This is a genomic window from Stenotrophomonas maltophilia group sp. RNC7, from assembly GCF_030910085.1.
GTDB classification, from domain to species: Bacteria; Pseudomonadota; Gammaproteobacteria; order Xanthomonadales; family Xanthomonadaceae; genus Stenotrophomonas; species Stenotrophomonas sepilia.
This window is the reverse complement of the sequence record NZ_JAVFVN010000503.1, coordinates 12,509-29,735: the sequence shown is the minus strand read 5'-3', so window position 1 is coordinate 29,735 and position 17,227 is coordinate 12,509. Positions and strand designations below refer to the sequence as shown.

The 17,227-nt window shown below is 67.1% G+C and carries 16 protein-coding genes; 6 read left to right on the top strand and 10 right to left on the bottom strand.

The annotated features are described in order from the left end of the window. Positions 1 to 4: 4 nt before the first annotated feature. From greA to RCF13_RS09770, 4 genes are all read right to left on the bottom strand, one after another. Positions 5 to 481 carry a transcription elongation factor GreA gene (greA, locus tag RCF13_RS09785; RefSeq protein WP_005409483.1) on the bottom strand — a complete coding sequence of 159 codons (477 nt, stop codon included), beginning with the start codon at positions 479 to 481 and terminating at the stop codon, positions 5 to 7. Further along, complete coding sequence (gene carB / locus RCF13_RS09780) at positions 478 to 3,720, bottom strand: carbamoyl-phosphate synthase large subunit (protein ID WP_134968886.1); 3,243 nt, start codon at positions 3,718 to 3,720, stop codon at positions 478 to 480. Before carB ends, greA begins: the two co-directional genes overlap by 4 nt. A 149-nt stretch (positions 3,721 to 3,869) precedes the next feature. Further along, positions 3,870 to 4,997, bottom strand: a complete 1,128-nt coding sequence (carA, locus tag RCF13_RS09775) for a glutamine-hydrolyzing carbamoyl-phosphate synthase small subunit (protein WP_061479270.1) — start codon at positions 4,995 to 4,997, stop codon at positions 3,870 to 3,872. Between the two features lie 289 nt (positions 4,998 to 5,286). Further along, positions 5,287 to 5,967 carry a 4-hydroxy-tetrahydrodipicolinate reductase gene (locus tag RCF13_RS09770; protein WP_231352700.1) on the bottom strand — a complete coding sequence of 227 codons (681 nt, stop codon included), beginning with the start codon at positions 5,965 to 5,967 and terminating at the stop codon, positions 5,287 to 5,289. 191 nt (positions 5,968 to 6,158) lie between these two features. Between RCF13_RS09770 and RCF13_RS09765 the strand changes: the two genes are divergently transcribed. Further along, positions 6,159 to 6,620: a DUF4304 domain-containing protein gene (locus RCF13_RS09765; protein WP_072168998.1), complete on the top strand. Its 462-nt coding sequence runs from the start codon at positions 6,159 to 6,161 to the stop codon at positions 6,618 to 6,620. 67 nt (positions 6,621 to 6,687) lie between these two features. On the opposite strand, the gene RCF13_RS09760 is transcribed toward RCF13_RS09765, so the two are convergent. The 3 genes from RCF13_RS09760 to RCF13_RS09750 are packed head-to-tail and all read right to left on the bottom strand — an operon-like array spanning position 6,688 to position 9,049. Further along, positions 6,688 to 6,933 (bottom strand): DUF6587 family protein, encoded by a 246-nt coding sequence (locus RCF13_RS09760; RefSeq protein WP_065177612.1) that lies wholly within the window; start codon positions 6,931 to 6,933, stop codon positions 6,688 to 6,690. Further along, positions 6,933 to 8,798, bottom strand: coding sequence for a ferrous iron transporter B (locus tag RCF13_RS09755; protein ID WP_134968888.1), 1,866 nt, complete (start codon positions 8,796 to 8,798; stop codon positions 6,933 to 6,935). The genes RCF13_RS09760 and RCF13_RS09755 overlap by 1 nt, the downstream gene beginning before the upstream one ends. After that, a complete protein-coding gene (locus tag RCF13_RS09750; RefSeq protein WP_049464336.1) occupies positions 8,795 to 9,049 on the bottom strand; it encodes a FeoA family protein in 255 nt (84 codons plus the stop codon). The genes RCF13_RS09755 and RCF13_RS09750 overlap by 4 nt, the downstream gene beginning before the upstream one ends. A 119-nt stretch (positions 9,050 to 9,168) precedes the next feature. Between RCF13_RS09750 and RCF13_RS09745 the strand changes: the two genes are divergently transcribed. From RCF13_RS09745 to yeiP, 5 genes are all read left to right on the top strand, one after another. Next, entirely contained in the window at positions 9,169 to 9,957 is a 789-nt protein-coding gene (locus tag RCF13_RS09745) for an enoyl-CoA hydratase/isomerase family protein (protein WP_061479265.1), read from the top strand. Between the two features lie 2 nt (positions 9,958 to 9,959). Next, positions 9,960 to 10,361 (top strand): VOC family protein, encoded by a 402-nt coding sequence (locus RCF13_RS09740; protein ID WP_061479264.1) that lies wholly within the window; start codon positions 9,960 to 9,962, stop codon positions 10,359 to 10,361. Beyond that, a complete protein-coding gene (locus tag RCF13_RS09735; RefSeq protein WP_061479263.1) occupies positions 10,358 to 11,254 on the top strand; it encodes a hydroxymethylglutaryl-CoA lyase in 897 nt (298 codons plus the stop codon). The genes RCF13_RS09740 and RCF13_RS09735 overlap by 4 nt, the downstream gene beginning before the upstream one ends. Before the next feature lie 100 nt (positions 11,255 to 11,354). After that, a complete protein-coding gene (locus RCF13_RS09730; RefSeq protein WP_134969256.1) occupies positions 11,355 to 12,125 on the top strand; it encodes an SDR family oxidoreductase in 771 nt (256 codons plus the stop codon). Between the two features lie 49 nt (positions 12,126 to 12,174). Continuing rightward, on the top strand, positions 12,175 to 12,741 hold the full coding sequence (gene yeiP, locus RCF13_RS09725) for an elongation factor P-like protein YeiP (protein ID WP_005409468.1): 567 nt from the start codon (positions 12,175 to 12,177) through the stop codon (positions 12,739 to 12,741). Between the two features lie 164 nt (positions 12,742 to 12,905). Here the strand turns inward: yeiP and RCF13_RS09720 are convergent, their stop codons facing one another. The 3 genes from RCF13_RS09720 to RCF13_RS09710 all read right to left on the bottom strand — a co-directional run bounded on the left by RCF13_RS09720 (position 12,906) and on the right by RCF13_RS09710 (position 17,204). Beyond that, positions 12,906 to 13,598: an MliC family protein gene (locus tag RCF13_RS09720; protein ID WP_134969255.1), complete on the bottom strand. Its 693-nt coding sequence runs from the start codon at positions 13,596 to 13,598 to the stop codon at positions 12,906 to 12,908. Between the two features lie 83 nt (positions 13,599 to 13,681). Next, on the bottom strand, positions 13,682 to 14,074 hold the full coding sequence (locus RCF13_RS09715; protein WP_061479260.1) for a nuclear transport factor 2 family protein: 393 nt from the start codon (positions 14,072 to 14,074) through the stop codon (positions 13,682 to 13,684). Beyond that, entirely contained in the window at positions 14,055 to 17,204 is a 3,150-nt protein-coding gene (locus RCF13_RS09710) for a multidrug efflux RND transporter permease subunit (protein WP_231352699.1), read from the bottom strand. The genes RCF13_RS09715 and RCF13_RS09710 overlap by 20 nt, the downstream gene beginning before the upstream one ends. Between the last annotated feature and the right edge of the window lie 23 nt (positions 17,205 to 17,227).

The following is a 17,227-nucleotide window of genomic DNA, read 5'->3' as shown; positions in this document are numbered from 1 at the left end:
GTGGTCAGTCCACGTAGCTGACGCTGACGATCTCGTACTCGCGTTGGCCGGCCGGGGCGTCGATCACGATCGAATCACCTTCCAGCTTGCCGATCATCGCACGCGCCACCGGCGAGGAAATCGCGATCAGGCCCTGCTTGATGTCCGCCTCCAGGTCACCGACGATCTGGTACTTCTTCTCTTCGTCGGTTTCCACGTCGGCCAGGGTCACGCTGGCGCCGAACACCACCTTGGAGCCGGCATTGAGCTTGCTCACGTCGATGATCTCGGCGTGCGACAGCTCGCCCTCCAGCTGCTTGATGCGGCCTTCGATGAAGCCCTGTTCTTCGCGCGCGGCGTGGTACTCGGCGTTCTCCTTCAGGTCGCCATGCTCACGTGCTTCGGCGATGGCGGCGATCACCTTCGGGCGCTTGACCGACTTCAGGTGATCCAGTTCGTCGCGCAGCTTCTGCGCGCCCTTCATCGTGATCGGGGCTCTCATGCATTCAACTCCTTGTGCAGCTCCTGCAGCGACCAGACGGGGCCGGTGCCGCGGAATTCCAGTGAATCCACCAGCGCCTTGGCGCCGGCAATGGTGGTCGAGTAGGTGACGCGATGCTGCAGCGCCTCGCGACGGATCGAGAACGAGTCGTTGATCGCCGAACGACCTTCGGTCGTGTTGACGATGTAGACGATCTCGCCGTTCTTGATCGAGTCGACGATGTGCGGACGGCCTTCCACCACCTTGTTGATGATCTCGCAGTCCATGCCGTGCTGCTGCAGCCACGCAGCGGTGCCACGGGTGGCAACCAGGCTGTAGCCACGCGCCAGCAGTGCCTTGGCCACCGGCAGCACGCGCTTCTTGTCCGGATCACGCACCGAAACGAAGGCCTTGCCGACCGGCGGCGCCTTGATGCCGCCGGCTTCCTGCGCACGCGCGAAGGCGGCGTTGAAGGTGCGGCCGACGCCCATCACCTCGCCGGTGGAGCGCATCTCCGGCCCCAGGATCGGATCGACGCCCTGGAACTTGGCGAACGGGAAGATCGCTTCCTTCACCGAGTAATAGTCCGGCACGATTTCCTTGGTTGCGCCCTGCTCGGCCAGGCTCTTGCCCGCCATGCAACGGGCAGCGATCTTCGCCAGCGGCATGCCGGTGGCCTTGGACACGAACGGCACGGTGCGCGAGGCACGCGGGTTCACTTCCAGCAGGTAGATGGTGTCGGCACCTTCGTCACTGGTCTGGATCGCGAACTGGGTATTCATCAGGCCGACCACGTTCAGGGCCTTGGCCAGCTCCACCACCTGGCGGCGCAGCTCGGCCTGGGTTTCAGCCGACAGCGAGTACGGCGGCAGCGAGCACGAGGAATCGCCCGAGTGCACGCCGGCTTCTTCGATGTGCTCCATCACGCCACCGATCAGGACGTTGCCATCCTTGTCGGCGATGATGTCGACATCGCACTCCACCGCGTTGTCGAGGAAGCGGTCCAGCAGCACCGGCGAATCGTTGGACACCTTCACCGCGTCGCGCACGTAGCGGGCCAGGTCGGCTTCGCCGTAGACGATTTCCATGGCACGGCCGCCCAGCACGTAGCTCGGGCGCACCACCAGCGGGTAGCCGATCTCGCGGGCCAGCAGCAGGGCCTCCTGATCATTGCGGGCGATGCGGTTCGGCGGCTGCTTCAGCCCCAGCCTGTCGACCAGCTGCTGGAAGCGCTCGCGGTCTTCGGCCAGGTCGATCGAGTCCGGGCTGGTGCCGATCACCGGCACGCCGTTGGCTTCCAGCGCGCGCGCCAGCTTCAGCGGGGTCTGGCCGCCGTACTGCACGATCACGCCCTTCGGCTGTTCCAGTTCGACGATCTCCAGCACGTCTTCCAGGGTCAGCGGCTCGAAGTACAGGCGGTCGGAGGTGTCGTAGTCGGTCGACACGGTTTCCGGGTTGCAGTTGACCATGATGGTTTCATAGCCATCCTCGCGCAGCGCCAGCGCCGCGTGCACGCAGCAGTAGTCGAACTCGATGCCCTGGCCGATGCGGTTCGGGCCACCGCCCAGGATCATGATCTTGTCGCGGTTGCTCGGCGCGGCCTCGCACTCGTCCTCGTAGGTCGAGTACAGGTAGGCGGTGCCGGTGGAGAACTCACCGGCACAGGAGTCCACGCGCTTGTAGACCGGGCGCACCTTGTGCGCACGACGCAGCGCGCGGATGGCGGCTACGTTGGTGCCGGTCAGCTGCGCCAGGCGCGCGTCGGAGAAGCCAGCGCGCTTCAGCTTGCGCAGGCGTGCGGCATCCAGCGCATCGATGCCACCGGCGGCGACTTCGCCTTCCGCCGCGATGATTTCCTCGATCTGGTCCAGGAACCAGTGATCGATGAATGACAGTGCGTAGATCTCTTCCACACTCATGCCGGCGCGGAACGCATCGGCCACATAGAACAGGCGCTCCGGGCCCGGCGCCTTCAGCTCGCGACGCAGGGTCTGCAGGTCGTCTTCGTTGCCCAGGTCCAGACCGGTCGGGTCGAAGCCGACCTTGCCGGTTTCCAGGCCACGCAGGGCCTTCTGCACCGACTCCTGGAAGGTGCGGCCCATCGCCATCACCTCGCCCACCGACTTCATCTGGGTGGTCAGGCGGGCATCGGCGGCCGGGAACTTCTCGAAGGCGAAGCGCGGGATCTTGGTGACGACGTAGTCGATGGACGGCTCGAACGAGGCCGGGGTCAGGCCGCCGGTGATTTCGTTCTTCAGTTCGTCCAGGGTGTAGCCCACGGCCAGCTTGGCGGCGACCTTGGCGATCGGGAAGCCGGTGGCCTTGGAAGCCAGCGCCGACGAACGCGACACGCGCGGGTTCATCTCGATGACGACCACGCGGCCGGTCTTCGGGTTGATGCCGAACTGCACGTTCGAGCCACCGGTATCGACGCCGATCTTGCGCAGCACGGCGATGGAGGCATCGCGCAGGCGCTGGTACTCCTTGTCGGTCAGGGTCTGCGCCGGCGCCACGGTGATCGAGTCACCGGTGTGCACGCCCATCGGGTCCAGGTTCTCGATCGAGCAGACGATGATGCAGTTGTCCGCGGTATCGCGGACCACTTCCATCTCGAATTCCTTCCAGCCCAGCACCGACTCTTCCACCAGCACTTCGGTGGTCGGCGACAGCTCCAGGCCGCGGCTGACGATCTCGACCAGCTCTTCGCGGTTGTAGGCGATGCCGCCACCGCTGCCGCCCAGGGTGAAGCTGGGGCGGATGATGGTCGGATAGCCGACGCGGGTCTGGATTTCCAGCGCTTCGTCCAGGGTGTGGGCGACGGCGGCGGTCGGGCACTCCAGGCCGATCTCACCCATGGCCACGCGGAACAGCTCGCGGTCTTCGGCCATGCGGATCGCTTCGCGCTTGGCACCGATCAGCTCGACGTTGTACTTCTCCAGCACGCCGTGGTCGGCCAGGTCCAGCGCGCAGTTCAGCGCGGTCTGGCCACCCATGGTCGGCAGCAGCGCATCGGGCTTTTCCTTGGCGATGATCTTCTCGACCGTCTGCCAGTTGATCGGCTCGATGTAGACGGCGTCGGCCATCTCCGGGTCGGTCATGATCGTGGCCGGGTTGCTGTTGACCAGCACCACGCGGTAACCCTCGTCACGCAGGGCCTTGCAGGCCTGGGCACCGGAGTAGTCGAACTCGCAGGCCTGGCCGATGACGATCGGGCCAGCACCGATGATGAGGATGGTCTTGAGGTCAGTGCGCTTGGGCATTTTCTTCTCTAAGTCAGTACAGCGTGACAAGGGGGAGTGATCGCACGCTGTCGATCAGGAATCTTGATCCGCAGCGCCGCGCCAGTGGCAGCAGCGATGCGGGGTTTACGGTCCATCGCGACGCCACCGGGGGGCCGGCGGCGTACTGATCACGCCTTGGCCTGCTCCATCAGCGCCACGAAACGGTCGAACAGCGGACCGACGTCGTGCGGGCCCGGCGATGCTTCCGGGTGGCCCTGGAACGAGAACGCCGGCACGTCGGTGCGGGCGACGCCCTGGTTGGTGCCGTCGAACAGCGAACGGTGGGTCACGCGCAGGGTCGGCGGCAGGGTTGCTTCGTCGATCGCGAAACCGTGGTTCTGCGAGGTGATCATCACCCGGCCGCTGTCCAGGTCCTGCACCGGGTGGTTGGCACCGTGGTGGCCGTGGCCCATCTTCATGGTCTGCGCGCCCGAGGCCAGGCCGAGCAGCTGGTGGCCCAGGCAGATGCCGAAGGTCGGGATCTTCACGTCGATGAAGGTCCTGATCGCTTCGATGGCGTAGTCGCACGGTTCCGGGTCACCCGGGCCGTTGGACAGGAACACGCCGTCCGGCTTCAGCGCCAGCACTTCGGCGGCCGGGGTCTGCGCCGGCACCACGGTCACTTCGCAACCGCGCTCGGCCAGCATGCGCAGGATGTTGGTCTTCACGCCGAAGTCGTAGGCCACGACCTTGAACCGGGCCGGCACGCTGACGAAGGCGTTGGCATCCAGGTCCAGCTGGCCCTCGGTCCAGGTGTAGGTCTTCTCGGTAGTGACGACCTTGGCCAGATCCATGCCCTTCAGCCCCGGGAACTTGCGGGCGGCTTCCAGTGCCTTTTCCACGTCGATGTCGCCGGCCATCAGCGCACCGTTCTGCGCGCCCTTCTCGCGCAGGATGCGGGTCAGCTTGCGGGTGTCGATGCCGGCGATGGCGACCACGCCACGCTGGATCAGCCAGTCCTGCAGCGACACCTGGCTGCGCCAGTTGCTGGGACGGCGCGGAACGTCGCGCACGATCAGGCCGGCCGACCACACCTTGGACGCTTCATCGTCCTGGTCGGTCATGCCGGTGTTGCCGATATGCGGATAGGTCAGCGTGACCATCTGCCGGGCGTAGGACGGGTCGGTCAACACTTCCTGATAGCCGGTCATGGCGGTGTTGAACACCACTTCACCGACGGACAGGCCGGGCGCGCCTACGGATTCGCCCTCGAATACGGTGCCGTCTTCGAGGACGAGGATTGCGGCTTGGGTCACGGGAATCTCACTTTGGCTACCGAGGGGGCTGCCGAAGTCACGCCTGCGCTTCACGGAAATCCGGTTGCAAAAAAGCGCGGACGTACGGTCTGGGACCGGTCCGGCTTTCGTGATTCGGCGAGTGCGAATTGTAGCGCTGCCGGGGCGCTCGCGCCAGCGGTTATCGCGCTTCATGAACAGGCGATTGCGCATTCATTTCGATCCGGCGGCGTATGCGGCGCCCGCTGGTAGCGCCGGGCCATGCCCGGCGGAACCGACACCGACGCCGGGCACGGCCCGGCGCTACCGGTTAACGCGGCCCGTCCAGCAGATCGCGCACCCGGTAGCTGCCCGGGGCTCGGCCCTGCAGCTGGCGGGCGGCGAACAGGGCGCCGCGGGCGAAGATGTCGCGGTTGGTGGCCCGGTGTACCAGCTCGATGCGCTCGCCCAGCCCGGTGAACTGCACCAGGTGCTCGCCGACGATGTCGCCGGCGCGCAGGCTGGCGTAATGCGGCTCCGCCCCGCCCCGCTTGGCGGCCGCGCCCAGGGTCAGTGCAGTGCCCGATGGCGCGTCCTTCTTCTGGGTGTGGTGCGATTCGACGATGTCGCAGTCCCAGCCAGCCAGCGCCTGTGCCGCGCGCTCGACCAGCTCGTCCAGTACCGCCACGCCCAGGCTGAAGTTCGAGGCCCAGACCAGCGGGATCTTCGCCGCTGCCGCATCCAACGCCTGGCGCTGCGTGCTGGAAATACCGGTGGTACCCGACACCAGCCCTGCCCCGCGATCCACGCACAGCGCCAGCAGCGGGTCGAAGCCCTCCGGCAGGCTGAAGTCAATGGCCACGTCGAACACCGGCGCACCGGGCAGTTCGCTGGCCGCGAAGAACGGCACACCGTCGATTACGCGCTGGGCCGGCGCGCGACCGGTCACGGCGGCCACGATCTGCAGGGTTTCGGAATGTTCGGCGGCCAGCCGCAGCAGGGCTTGGCCCATGCGCCCGGAGGCACCGTGAATGAGCAATCGCAGGGGAGTCTGGTTCATGCCTGCAGGCTAGCGGCAGCACGCCCGCTCCGGCAAGCGCCATCGCTGCGATGCTGCTTGCCTCTGCGGTGACGGGTTTGCCACTGGACGCGGCAACGCTCCCCTTCAAGTCTGTTGCCCTTCCCTCAGCCCGGGCAAAACCCATGAAATCCTCGACCGTCTTCAGCAAATGCGCCAGGAAGACCGGTTATGCCGGGACATCGACCACGCGCTACCGCTTGCTGGATGCCGCCCTGCTTGTCGTTAATCACCAGCGCGCCAGCGAAAGCCGGGGCTTCTATGTGAATGCTGGACTCTACTTTCCAGAGCTGCTCGCGTATCCCCTCGCGCCTGACGATCTTGAAACGGCTTTCCGGTACCGCTCCAGCATTCCCACGCCCCATGTCGACTGGCGGATCGAAGAAACGCCAGGCCTGCGCCGGACCTTCATCCAGCAGGACCTTGAAGATCTGCTGGAGGCCGGCAACCGCGACGCGTTGAAGGCCCTGCTGCTCGATGCCCTGGCCGACGTGGCGGGTTTCGCAGCAGCCCATGGAAACCGCGAATCGGTGCGGCGATTGAATCAGGACGGGAACTTCCGCGCGATCATCCGCAGAGAGGTCTGAACCCTGGAAAGCGTGCGGGTCGAAAGTTCGCACCCTCCGGACAGCCGCGGTCCAGCATGGCTGGACGCTACTTCTTGGTCGGCCCGCAGCTGTCGCACCCCCCACAGGCACCGCCACCACCGCTGGCCGGCGGCGCGATCTTCCGCCCCAGCGCCTGCAGCCAGGCCGCGCGACCCGGCTTCAGCAGGGCCAGCGCCAAGGCCCCGCGCAGCGTGCGCACGGTACCCGGGAACTGCTTCTTCAGTACCACCCAGGCACTGACCAGCACGGCCACCGCGATGATCAGGTACTGGATCAGCAGCCCGGTATCCATCAGCCGCCTCCCAGCGCCTTGGTCACCTGATAGGTGATCAGCGCGGCCACGTAAGCCGCGGCAAACAGGTAGAACGCGGCAAAGCCCATCTGCTTCCAGGAGTTGGTCTCGCGCTTGATGGTCGCCAGCGTCGAGATGCACATCGGGGCGTAGATGTACCAGACCAGCAGCGACAGGGCCGTGGCCAGCGACCAGCCATCGCTGATCAGCGGGGTCAGCGCCTGGCTGGCGGCATCGTCATCGGCGGCCGACAGCGCATACACGGTGGCCAGCGACGACACCGCCACCTCACGCGCGGCCAGGCCCGGAATCAGCGCGATGCAGATCTGCCAGTTGAAGCCCAGCGGTGCGAAGAACACCGCCATCGCATGGCCGATCCGGCCGGCGTAGCTGTAGTCGATGGCCGGCATCGTGGCATCCACTGGTGCCGCCGGGAACGACAGCAGCACCCACAGCAGGATGGTCAGCGCCAGGATGATGCCACCGACACGCTTGAGGAAGATCATGCCGCGCTCATACAGGCCCACCGCCAGGTCACGCACATGTGGCAGGCGGTACGACGGCAGTTCCAGCATCAGCGGATGCTCGCTCTTGTCGCGGCGCCACTTCTTCATGATCCACGACATCGCCAGCGCACTGAGGATGCCGGCGGCGTACAGGCCGAACAGGACCAGGCCCTGCTGGTTGAATACCCCCCACACCGTCTTCTGCGGAATGAACGCACCGATCAGCAGGGCGTACACCGGCAGGCGCGCCGAGCAGGTCATCAGCGGTGCGACCAGGATGGTGGCCAGGCGGTCACGCGGGTCCTGGATGCTGCGCGTGGACATGATGCCCGGCACCGCGCAGGCGAAGCTGGACAGCAGCGGGATGAACGAGCGGCCGGACAGGCCGGCGGCGGCCATCATGCGGTCGAGCAGGAACGCCGCACGCGGCAGGTAGCCGGATTCCTCCAGCACGAGGATGAAGAAGAACAGGATCAGGATCTGCGGCAGGAACACCACCACGCCACCGACGCCGGCGATGATGCCGTCGGTCAGCAGGCTGGCCAACGGCCCCTCCGGCAACACGCTGCCAACGAGAGCACCGAGCCAGGCGAAGCCAGCCTCGATGCCATCCATCAACGGCGTCGCCCAGGCATACACCGCCTGGAAGATCAGGAACATCACCACCGCAAGGCTGATCAGCCCGAACACCGGGTGCAGCAGCCAGCGGTCCAGCGCGTCGTCGATCTTCGCGGTCCGCGCCGGCATCCGCACGGCGACCGACAGGATCTCGCGCACCTTGGCGTGGTAGTCGATGCCACCTTCCGGGCCCGGCACCGGCGCATCCAGGTGCGGCACCATCGCATCGAGGCGCTCGACCAGGGCCTTGGCACCCTGCTTGCGCACCGCCACGGTCTCCACCACCGGTACGCCCAGCTCGCGCTCCAGCGCTGCCACGTCCACCTGGATGCCACGGCGCTGGGCCGCATCGACCATGTTCAGGGCGACCACCATCGGCTTGCCCAGCTCACGCAGCTCCAGCGCGAAGCGCAGGTGCAGGCGCAGGTTGGTGGCGTCGATCACGCACAGCAGCACGTCCGGCGCAGCTTCGCCCGGGTAGAAGCCCCGGCACAGGTCACGGGTGATCGCCTCGTCCAGGCTGGCCGGATGCAGGCTGTAGGCACCCGGCAGGTCGAGCACGGCGAATTCGCGGCCGGACGGCGCACGCAGGCGGCCTTCCTTGCGCTCTACCGTGACGCCGGTGTAGTTGGCGACCTTCTGCCGGCTGCCGGTCAGCTGGTTGAACAGCGCGGTCTTGCCGCTGTTGGGGTTGCCGACCAGCGCGATGCGCAGCGGTGAGGCGGAGACGGTGGCGGTCATGCGCGTCGTTCCTGACTGACGGCGTCGACTACGACGCGCTTGGCTTCACTGATCCGCAGCGCGAACCGGGTGAACCCGACCTGCACCAGCAGCGGCTCGCCCCCCACCGGGCCCTTGGCCACCAGGCGTACTTCCTCGCCATTCACGAAACCCAGCTCGCGCAGGCGACGGGCAATGGCATCGTTGGCATGCAGGTCCTGCACGGACTCGACCACGGCCGAGGTGTGCAGCGGCAGTTCGGACAGCGTCATCTAGCGTGTTCTCTGCTGGATGTAAATGGTTCTCGATTCTAACATTCCCGCGTCGCGTCATGGCCCATGACCAATGGCCCGCTATGATCCATACAGGTATGGAGTGACCCTGGAATCCCATGAACGATGCTTTGCAGATCGAGCGCCGTGGCGCTGTCCTCACCCTCTGGCTGAACCGGCCGGAGCTGCACAACGCCTTTGACGCCAGCCTGATCGCCCGGCTGACTGCCGCACTGGAAGCCGCCGGCGGCGATGATTCGGTCCGGGCCGTGGTGGTCGCCGGTCACGGCGCTTCCTTCTCGGCCGGTGCCGACATGCAGTGGATGCGCGGCATGGCCGCCGCCAGCGAGGCCGACAACCGCGAGGACTCGCTTGCCCTGGCGCGGCTGATGCGCACCCTGGACGAGCTGCCCAAGCCGACCCTGGCCCGGGTCCACGGCGCGGCCTTCGGTGGCGGCGTCGGCCTGGTTGCCTGCTGCGACATTGCCATCGCCAGCACTGCGGCCCGCTTCGGCCTGACCGAAAGCCGCCTGGGCCTGCTGCCCGCCGTCATCTCGCCCTACGTGATCGAGGCCATCGGCCCGCGCCAGGCCCGTCGCTGGTTCGCCACCGGCGAGCACTTCGATGCCGACACCGCGCTGCGCATCGGCCTGGTCCATCAACTGGTCGAACCCGAGCGCCTGGACGAGGCGCTGGAACGCCAGCTGGCCCTGCTCGACAAGGCCGGCCCGATCGCCTCGTCCACCGCCAAGCAGCTGGTGCGGCAGGTCCGCGACAGCCATGACCGCGACGCACTGGATCGCGATAATGCGGCCCTGATCGCGCGCCTGCGGGTCTCGGCCGAAGGCCAGGAAGGCCTGGGCGCCTTCCTCGACAAGCGCGCCCCCCACTGGGTCACGGAAGCCTGAACATGCTCGATCATCTTGGTTTGACCAGCGCCGACCTGGCGCGCAGCAGGACCTTCTTCCTGCAGGCACTGGCTCCGCTGCAGATCGGCGTGGTGATGGAAGTGAGCGCCGAACAGACCGGCGACCACGACCACGTCGGCTTCGGCAGCGACGGCAAGCCGTTCTTCTGGCTCGGCAATGGCGGCACCGCCAGTCACGGCGTACACGTGGCCTTCGCCTGCGCCAGCCGTGCGCAGGTGGATGCCTTCCATGCCGCCGCGCTCGCCGCCGGCGGCCGCGACAACGGCGCGCCGGGCCTGCGCCCGTGGTATCACCCGGATTACTACGCGGCCTTCGTGCTCGACCCGGACGGCAACAACATCGAAGCGGTCTGCCACCGCCCCGCCGATGGGGCAGCCGCATGAGCGATTACGTCCGCATCGTCGAGGTCGGTCCGCGTGACGGCCTGCAGAACGAAAAGCAGTCGGTGTCCACCGCCGACAAGATCGAACTGATCAACCGCCTGTCGGCCACCGGCCTGCGCAGCATCGAGGCGACCAGCTTCGTCAGCCCGAAGTGGATCCCGCAACTGGCCGACGCCGCCGAGGTCTATGCCGGCATCCAGCGCAGGCCGGGTGTCCACTACCCGGTGCTGGTACCGAACGAACAGGGCTACGACCGCGCCCGTGCGGTCGGCGTCGAGGAGGTGGCGGTGTTCACTGCCGCGTCCGAGGCGTTCAACCGCACCAATACCAATGCCGGCATCGACGAGTCGCTCGCCCGGTTCGAGCCCATCCTGCGCCGCGCCGCCGCCGATGGCGTGCGCGTGCGCGGCTACGTCTCCACCGTGCTCGGCTGCCCCTACCAGGGCGAGGTGCCGCTGGCCGACGTGGTGCGGGTAGCGCGCGCGCTGCACCAGATGGGCTGTTACGAAATCTCGCTGGGCGACACCATCGGCGTCGGCACCCCGCGCAAGGCACGGGCGATGCTGCAGGCGGTGGCGGCCGAGATTCCGATGGACGCATTGGCCGTGCACTTCCACGACACCTACGGCCAGGCCATCGCCAACATCGCCACCTGCCTGGAAGAAGGCGTGCGCGTGGTCGACAGTGCTGTCTCCGGCGCCGGTGGCTGCCCGTATGCGAAGGGCGCCAGCGGCAATGTGGCCAGCGAAGACGTGGTCTACCTGCTGCAGGGCCTGGGCCTGGACAGCGGCGTGGACCTGCCGGCACTGGCCGAAACCGGTCGCTGGCTGGCAGGCCTGCTCGGTCGCGCCACCGCCAGCCGCACCGGGCAGGCGCTGGCCGCCGCAGGTTGACCGCCGCACTGCGCCGCCCTGCTGCGGCGGCGCAGTGCACAACAGCGACGGTCGCAGCTTCCGTTAGAATCGGCGGTTCTCGAACCTGCAGGACCGTTCAATGCAGTTGTCTTCCGTACGTGCCGTGATCACTGGTGGCGTCTCCGGCCTCGGCCTGGCCGTGGCCCAGCACCTCGTCGCCCAGGGCGGCAAGGTGGCCCTGTTTGACCTCAACGACGCCAAGGGCGCCGCCGCCGTTGCCGGGCTGGGTGCCGACAACGCCCGCTATTTCAACGTCAACGTCAGCGATGAGGCCGCCGTGGCTGCGGCCATCGACCAGGCCCACGATTTCCTCGGCGGCCTGAACGTAGCGATGAACTGTGCCGGCATCCTCGGCGCCGGCCGCGTGCTGGGCAAGGACGGCCCGATGCCGCTGGCCGGCTTCCAGGGCACGGTGATGGTCAATCTGGTCGGCAGCTTCAATGTCGCCAAGGCCGCGGCCAACCGCATGCAGCACAACGAGGCCGGCATCGATGGCGAGCGCGGGGTGATCATCAACACCGCCAGCATCGCTGCCTATGAAGGCCAGATCGGCCAGGCCGCCTATGCCGCCAGCAAGGGCGGCGTGGTGTCGATGACGCTGCCGATGGCACGCGAACTGTCGCGCTTCGGCATCCGCGTCAATACGATTGCTCCCGGCGTGTTCTGGACGCCGATGGTGGACGGCATGCCCGAAGCCGTGCAGCAGTCGCTGGCCGCCTCGATTCCGTTCCCGTCGCGCCTGGGCAAGCCGGAAGACTTCGCCAGCCTGGTCGGCTTCATCCTCGGAAACACCTACCTCAACGGCGAGACCATCCGCCTGGACGGCGCTACCCGCCTCGCTCCGAAGTGATTCCCCACGGGCGCCGGGACGGCGCCCTCCCCCAACGACCTAGATCACCATGAAAGCCAACGACATCAAGAAGGGCAACGTCGTCGAGTACAACAACGGCGTGTACCAGATCCGCGACATCGAGCGCAGCTCGCCGCAGGGTCGCGGCGGCAACGTCCGCTTCCGCTTCATCATGTACAGCGTGCCGGGCGGCAACAAGCTCGACGCCAGCTTCGATGCCGACGACAACCTGGTCGAGGTCGAACTGCTGCGCCGCCAGTCCACCTATTCGTACAAGGACGGCGATGCCTTCGTGTTCCTGGATGACGAGGACTACACCCCGTACACCCTGGATGCGGACGTGATCGGCGATGACGCCGGTTACATCACCGACGGCCTGACCGGCATCTACGTGCAGGTGATCGACGAGCAGCCGGTGGCGATCCAGCTGCCGGCCTCCGTGGTGCTGGAAGTGATCGAGACGCCGCCGGAACTGAAGGGTGGCACCGCCACCAAGCGCCCGAAGCCGGCCAAGCTCAACACCGGCATCGAGATCATGGTGCCGGAGTACATCGTCAACGGCGAGCGCGTGCTGGTGAACACCGCCACCGGCGAATTCGCCGGCCGTGCCGACTAAGCATCCTGCGCCGATCGCCTGCCGATCACTGCCTGCGGCAAGTTCGCCGCAGGCAGCAAGCAGCGCATCGCTGACAGCAGTTGTGTAGAGCCGAGCCCGCGCTCGGCTGCAGTGCCTGTGCAGAGCACAACGCAGCCGAGCGTGGGCTCGGCTCTACAGAGGGCCTACGGCTGCTTCGCGCCGAAATTGCCGCAGCCGTGGTACTGGCGGGTACCGACGGTCAACATCACCTTCGCCTCGAATGCCTCGCCGCTCATGTCATCCTGGCAGGTAGTGCGCTGGAAGCTGAGCTTGACGTCGGTGCCGTCGGACGCCTTCCCGCTCCATCCATCAGCGCCCTGGGTTGGCTTGGCCACGTCAAAGCGGCGCTCGCCATAGTCAACTTCCACCTGCAGGCCCGGCATATCGCCATCGACGACTGCAAGCCATCCGGGTTCATTGCCGGTGGCACGGAACGCGGCATTGCCGGCGCTGCCATCGCCTTCGGTGGCTTCCACCGCATGGCACTCGCGATCCGGCTCGCCCTTCAGGCTAAGCAGGCCATCATCGCTGCCCTTGGTCCAGAAGCTGTTGCCAAGGCCATCGCTGTACTTGGCGCCGGATGCCGCGCGCTCGGAGGTCATGGCGAAGCGACGCTCGCCGATCACCAGCGTGGCAGCATCCTCGCCATTGAAGGTCGCGCCCACACTCAGATCACCACACTGGTAGGCGGTCTCGCTGCCGCCTTCCGTGTTGGCGCTCGGCTGCGGCGTGGCGGGCGAGGCGTCATTGCTGCCCGCCGCGGGTGCCTGGGCCGGCTGGCACGCGGCCAGGACCAACCCCAGGGAGGCTGCCAACAGACTGGGTACTACACGCATGGCTCGACTCCTTGTCGACACTACAGGAATGCTCGACCCTACCACCTCGGGGTGAGCGGGGCCTGAAAACGGCCTGACCGCACTCATGCGGCCAGCACCGCCATCGACAGCAGCTGCGCGCCACTGCCGCCGGAACTGCAGGTCCAGACCCGCAACAGGCGCAGCTTCAGTTCGCGCTCCCGGCCCTGCCGCCACACCGACATCCGCACGTCGCTGGACAGCAACGCCAGACGGCCACACAGCAGCGTTTCCACCGCGTGCAGCTGCAGACTTCGTACCTGCAGGTCTCCGGCCAGCCAATCGCCCAGCCACGGCAGATCGAGCATGCGGCCACCGTGGCCGTCCATCAGGAACAGGGCCGGCGATACCAGCGCGTTCAACGCATCGTGATTGTTCTCCAGCAGCGCTGCGCACAGGCGCTGTTCCAGCGCCAGCAACTGCTGCTCATGCAGATCTTCAACGATGTTCCGTTCCATCCACGGTTCCTCCCGGCATCGGCCGGCGCCTGCGCAGGCGCTGCGCGATCCACTGCCGCGCGCCCTGCACCACTACATAGAAGACCGGCACGAAGAACACCGCCAGCACGGTCGCACTGACCATGCCGCCGAACACACCGGTTCCAATCGCCTGCTGGGTTTCCTTCGACGCGCCCTGCGCCAGCATCAGCGGCACCACGCCCAGCGCGAACGCCAGCGAGGTCATCACGATCGGGCGCAGGCGCAGCCGCGCCGCCTCCAGCGCTGCTTCAACCAAACCGCGCCCCTGCTGCTGCAGCTGGCGCGCGAATTCGACGATGAGGATCGCGTTCTTCGCCGACAGCCCGATCACGGTGATCATGCCGACCTTGAAGAACACGTCGTTGGGCATGCCGCGCAACAGCACCGCGGCGACCGCGCCGAGCAGGCCCAGTGGCACCACCAGCAGTACCGCCAACGGAATCGACCAGCTCTCGTACAGCGCGGCAAGCACCAGGAACACCACCAGCATCGACAACAACAGCAGCCACGGCGCCTGCGCCCCCGACTCACGCTCCTGCAGCGACTGGCTGGTCCACTGCAGGGCGAAGCCGGGCGGGAGTTTTTCGGCCAGCCGCTCCATCTCCGCCATGGCCTGACCGGTCGACACGCCGGAGGCCGGGGCGCCGGACAGGTTCAGCGCCGGGAAGCCAAGATAGCGTTGCAGCTGCAACGGCGCTTCGGTCCAGTGCGGGGTGACCAGCTCGGACAACGCCACCATGCCGCCCTCGCTGTTGCGCACGTACAGCTTCAGCACGTCTTCCAGCTCCATCCGGTGCGGCGCATCGGCCTGCAGGATCACCTGCTGCAGCCGTCCCTTGTTGGGGAAGTCGTTGACGTACTGCGAGCCCATGGCTGCCGACAGCGTGCTGCTGATCTGCTCGAAGCCCACGCCCATTGCCTCGGCCTTGGCCCGGTCGATGTCCAGCCGCACGCTGGTGCCGGCCGGCAGGCCATCGGCATGCACCTCCGACAGCAGCGGGCTGGCTTCGGCCAGCTTCAGCAGCTGCTGCAGGGCCGCGCGCAGTTCGGCCTGGCCCTGCCCGGTACGCGCCTGCAGGGCCAGCGAGAAGCCGGAGGAACGACCCAGGCTGTCGATGGCCGGCGGCATCACGCTCATCACCTCACCCTCGGCAATCGTGGCCATCGCCTGCTGCGCGGCCTCCACCTCACCGGCCGCGGTTGCGCCTGCGCGCTCACCCCAGTCCTTCAGCATGGTGTAGGTCAGCGCCGCACTCGGGCCGGAACCGGAAAAGCTGTAGCCGAGGATCGACTGGTTGGAGCCGATGCCCGGACGCGAGGCCACGTGCCGTTCGTAGGCTTCGACCACGGCCAGCGTACGCTCGGCCGTCGCCTCGGCCGGCAGCTGGATCGAGGTCATGAAATAGCCCTGGTCTTCTTCCGGCAGGAAGGCGCCCGGCAGCCAGTGCAGGCCCAGCAGCAACGCCGCCACCAGTGCGGCGAACACGCCCATCACCCGCCCGCTCCGCTGCAGCACCGTCGCCACACCACGCTGGTAACGCCCGGTCATCCGCTCGAAGCCCCGGTTGAAGGCGCCGAACAGCCCGCCGCGACCGTGATGGCCGTGGTTGGCCTGGCGCAGCAGGGTCGCGCACAGCGCCGGCGTCAGGCTCAGGGCCAGCAGCGCCGAGAACAGGATCGACACCGCCATCGCCACGGTGAACTGGCGGTAGATCGCGCCCACCGAACCGCTGGCGAACGCCATCGGGATGAACACCGCGGTCAGCACCAGGGTAATGCCGATCACTGCGCCGGTCAGTTCACGCATCGCCTTGATGGTGGCCTCGCGCGGCGGCAGGCCCTCCTCGGCCATGATCCGTTCCACGCCCTCGACCACCACGATCGCGTCGTCGACGATGATGCCGATGGCCAGCACCATGCCGAACATGGTCAGCACGTTGATCGAGAAGCCCAGCGCCAGCATCACCGCGAACGTACCCAGCAGCGCGATCGGTGCGACCAGCGCCGGGATCAGCGTGTAACGCCAGTTCTGCAGGAACAGGTACATCACCGCGAACACCAGCAGCATCGCCTCCAGCAGGGTCTGCACTACCTTCTGGATCGAGATCTTCACGAACGGCGCGGTGTCGAACGGGATGCTCGCTTCCACCCCGCGTGGCAGCAGCGGCGCCAGCTCAGCCATGCGCTCACGCACCGCCGCGGCGGTACGCACCGCGTTCGCGCCCGGGCGCAGCTGCACGCCGGCGGCGGTGGCTGGATGGCCGTCCTCGCGGGTGCCCCAGGCATAGCTCTGCGCGCCCAGCTCAACGCGGGCGACATCACCCAGCACCACCCGTGAACCGTCGGCGCCGGCACGCAGTACGATCGCCGCGAACTGTTCCGGCGTGGACAACTGGCCGTCGGCACTGAGCGGCACGGTGATGCGCTGGCCTGGAACACCCGGCGAATCACCAATGCGTCCTGGCGAAATCTCCAGGTTCTGCTGCTCGATGGCGGCGGCCACATCGCCCATGGTCAAGCCGTAGCCGGTCAACCGGGTCGGGTCCAGCCACACGCGCATCGCCTGCTCGGCACCGAACAACTGCACGCGGCCGACGCCATCGATACGGCGCAGCTCTTCGATGATGTTGCGCGCCATGAAATCGCCCAGCGCGGCCTCGCTGACGCTGGCATCGGGCGAACGCAGGCCGACCAGCATCAGGAAGCCGGAATCAGCGGCCTCCACGGCCAGGCCGTTCTGGCGCACGCTGCGCGGCAGCCGCGGTTCGATCGCCTTGATCCGGTTCTGCACGTCCACCTGCGCCAGCTCCGGATTGGTGCCGGGCTTGAAGGTGGCAGTGATTGATGCTTCGCCGGACGTGTCCACCGACGACTCGAAGTACAGCAGGTGCTTGACGCTGGACAGCTCGCGCTCGATCAGGCCAACCACGGCGTCATTCAGCGTCTGCGGGCTGGCACCCGGGTAGCTGGCATAGATGCTGACGCTGGGCGGGGCGACTGCTGGATAGCGCTCCACCGCCAGCCGCGGGATCGCCAGCACGCCGGCCAGGATGATGAAGATCGCCAGCACCCAGGCGAACACCGGGCGATCGATGAAGAAACGTGCCATGTTGGATTTCCCTGGAGGGACCG

Bases quoted from the DNA above. Each gene is read 5' to 3' on its own strand.
- greA (WP_005409483.1), bottom strand. From the start codon at position 481: ATGAGAGCCCCGATCACGATGAAGGGCGCGCAGAAGCTGCGCGACGAA.
- carB (WP_134968886.1), bottom strand. From the start codon at position 3,720: ATGCCCAAGCGCACTGACCTCAAGACCATCCTCATCATCGGTGCTGGC.
- RCF13_RS09770 (WP_231352700.1), bottom strand. From the start codon at position 5,967: ATGGGCCAAGCCCTGCTGCGGCTGGCCGCCGAACATTCCGAAACCCTG.
- RCF13_RS09765 (WP_072168998.1), top strand. From the start codon at position 6,159: ATGAAATCCTCGACCGTCTTCAGCAAATGCGCCAGGAAGACCGGTTAT.
- RCF13_RS09760 (WP_065177612.1), bottom strand. From the start codon at position 6,933: ATGGATACCGGGCTGCTGATCCAGTACCTGATCATCGCGGTGGCCGTG.
- RCF13_RS09755 (WP_134968888.1), bottom strand. From the start codon at position 8,798: ATGACCGCCACCGTCTCCGCCTCACCGCTGCGCATCGCGCTGGTCGGC.
- RCF13_RS09750 (WP_049464336.1), bottom strand. From the start codon at position 9,049: ATGACGCTGTCCGAACTGCCGCTGCACACCTCGGCCGTGGTCGAGTCC.
- RCF13_RS09745 (WP_061479265.1), top strand. From the start codon at position 9,169: ATGAACGATGCTTTGCAGATCGAGCGCCGTGGCGCTGTCCTCACCCTC.
- RCF13_RS09740 (WP_061479264.1), top strand. From the start codon at position 9,960: ATGCTCGATCATCTTGGTTTGACCAGCGCCGACCTGGCGCGCAGCAGG.
- RCF13_RS09735 (WP_061479263.1), top strand. From the start codon at position 10,358: ATGAGCGATTACGTCCGCATCGTCGAGGTCGGTCCGCGTGACGGCCTG.
- RCF13_RS09730 (WP_134969256.1), top strand. From the start codon at position 11,355: ATGCAGTTGTCTTCCGTACGTGCCGTGATCACTGGTGGCGTCTCCGGC.
- yeiP (WP_005409468.1), top strand. From the start codon at position 12,175: ATGAAAGCCAACGACATCAAGAAGGGCAACGTCGTCGAGTACAACAAC.
- RCF13_RS09720 (WP_134969255.1), bottom strand. From the start codon at position 13,598: ATGCGTGTAGTACCCAGTCTGTTGGCAGCCTCCCTGGGGTTGGTCCTG.
- RCF13_RS09715 (WP_061479260.1), bottom strand. From the start codon at position 14,074: ATGGAACGGAACATCGTTGAAGATCTGCATGAGCAGCAGTTGCTGGCG.
- RCF13_RS09710 (WP_231352699.1), bottom strand. From the start codon at position 17,204: ATGGCACGTTTCTTCATCGATCGCCCGGTGTTCGCCTGGGTGCTGGCG.